The organism is Pseudomonas sp. OTU5201, assembly GCF_038440135.1.
GTDB classification, from domain to species: domain Bacteria; phylum Pseudomonadota; class Gammaproteobacteria; order Pseudomonadales; family Pseudomonadaceae; genus Metapseudomonas; species Metapseudomonas resinovorans.
Window position 1 is genome coordinate 1 of sequence record NZ_JASATC010000099.1, and the last position, 624, is coordinate 624.

The following is a 624-nucleotide window of genomic DNA, read 5'->3' on the forward strand; positions in this document are numbered from 1 at the left end:
GGGTACCGACGCCGGCGATGACCGCGCTGGAACCGGCGGTGAAGCTGCCAGTGACGCCAGCCAAGCTGAAGCTGGCGACGGTCAGTGCGTTGTCTACGTCGCTGTCGTTGCCCAGGACATTGCCAGTGGCCGGGTTGTCTTCGGCCACGGTATTGGTGTCCGCGATCAGGGAGGAGGCATCGTCGACCGGGGTGACGCTGATATCCAGTGTCGAGGTGCTACCGGTGTTGGTGGTGTAGGTGACTTGCGGCACCTCGCCGTTCCAGTTCTGCACCGGAGTGAAGGTGTAGTTGCCGTTAGTGGCGATGGTCAGGGTACCGACGCCGGCGATGACCGCGCTGGAACCGGCGGTGAAGCTGCCAGTGACGCCAGCGACGCTGAAGCTGGCAACGCTGAGGGTGTTATCCACATCACTGTCATTGCCGAGCACATTGCCGGTGGCCGGGTTGTCTTCGGTGACGGTGTTGGTGTCAGGAGCTACCACCGACGCATCGTCCACCGGCGTGACGGTGATGTTCAGCGTGGTCTCGCTGCCGGTGTTGGTGGTGTAGGTGACCTGTGGGACGTCACCGTTCCAGTTGGCAGCCGGGGTGAAGGTGTAATTGCCGTTGGCGGCGATGGTCA

1 protein-coding gene is annotated in these 624 nt (G+C 63.0%); it reads right to left on the bottom strand.

Translation table 11 applies throughout. The features are described from left to right. On the bottom strand, positions 1-624 hold a 624-nt coding region (locus AAHM40_RS27020; protein WP_342247442.1), incomplete at both ends, for an Ig-like domain-containing protein.